This is a genomic window from Pseudomonas agronomica (assembly GCF_025917275.1).
Taxonomy (GTDB): Bacteria; Pseudomonadota; Gammaproteobacteria; order Pseudomonadales; family Pseudomonadaceae; genus Aquipseudomonas; species Aquipseudomonas agronomica.
On sequence record NZ_JAOSHO010000840.1, the window covers coordinates 1 to 1,334 of the forward strand.

The window sequence follows — 1,334 nt, forward strand, 5'->3', positions numbered from 1 at the left end:
AACCTGGCTAAGAACCACGCATGATTTGTCACCACTACCCTTCAAAGTCCTTCAAGCCGTCACAGTAAAAGCCCGGCCTTATCCGCCGGGCTTTTTCATGGCCAAGGATTTTAGCGCCCCGAAGCCCGTGCCATGCACCGTTGGTAACGCTCGTCCACACGTTTGGCGAACCATGCAGTGGTCAGCTTGCGAGTGATTTTTGGACTCTTGAGCACAATCCCCGGTAACACCGCCCGAGGCAACGGCTTGCCCTCGGACTTTTCAGCCAGTTCGAACACCCGCTTGTAGAGCTTGCTGTCCTCGAACGCCAGGCTGTCACCCAACTCCAACTGATCGCGAATGGTCGGGTTGCGCATTCCCAACGACTTGCCCAACGTGCGAACCGCCAGCTCAGTGCTGCCTGGCATGATGGAATCAGGCAGGATCAAATCGCCATCAAGGGCCAGGGAGATGCCCGAAGCTCGGCTCACCGCATGTTGGAACGCCGCGTTGCGACTGGCGTACCAACCGGCGTTGAAATCGGCGAACCGGTACAGCGGCTCGGGGTAGCTCACCGGATACCCAAACAAATGGGCAATGCCGAAATACATGCCGCCACGACGGCTGAACACTTCCCGCCGAATCGAGCCATCCATCGTGTAGGGATAATTGCGCGCATTGGCTTGGGCAAACGCGATGCTGACCTGCATTGGGCCACCCGTGTGCACCGGGTTGAAACCATCGAACAGCGTCTTGCCCAGCGGCACCATGCTGATGAAGTCATCGAAGATCGCGCTGAGTTCTTTCTCGCTTCGTGCCGCACTGAGGCGATCACTGTAGCTTTTGCCATTCGGCGAGCGCACCTGGAGCGCGGCGCTGACCAGCAGTCCCGGGACGTGGACCTTCGCCGCGCGTCGGTCGATTTCCTGCCGGGCAATGCTGCCCAGCCCCGGTACGGTGGGATCGGCCTGGAACGTCGATTCCTGTTCAGTCACCGCCAGTACCGAACAGATGTTCTGGGTGGTCGGCGGGATCTGTTGAGCCGAAAAAGCCACGTAGATGTCGGTGGCCCAGCCTTCCCGGTCAGCGGTCTTGGCCGGCAATAACCGAACGATCTGCGCCTTGACCACGGCAGGCTGGCGCTCGGGCTCCTGGGCTTGGCGCGTGCCGCAGCCGGCCAGGGCCAGCAAGGCGGCGAGACTGATCGTCAATCGAGTGAATTGCATGGTGCTCCATCAGATCCATTGTTCGGGAGCAACCATACGACCAAAAGCCCGTGGAAATCCAATAGGAGAGCACGCTTGCCCCCACAAGGTTATGCCGCTGTCCATGAACCCGTGGCGAGGGAGCTTGCT

The 1,334-nt window shown here is 59.9% G+C and carries 1 protein-coding gene; it reads right to left on the minus strand.

Annotated elements, in window-relative coordinates; genetic code table 11:
* Window positions 1–110 precede the first annotated feature (110 nt).
* Window positions 111–1,205 (minus strand): DUF1615 domain-containing protein, encoded by a 1,095-nt coding sequence (locus tag OC610_RS27575; RefSeq protein ID WP_264432663.1) that lies wholly within the window; start codon window positions 1,203–1,205, stop codon window positions 111–113.
* Between the last annotated feature and the right edge of the window lie 129 nt (window positions 1,206–1,334).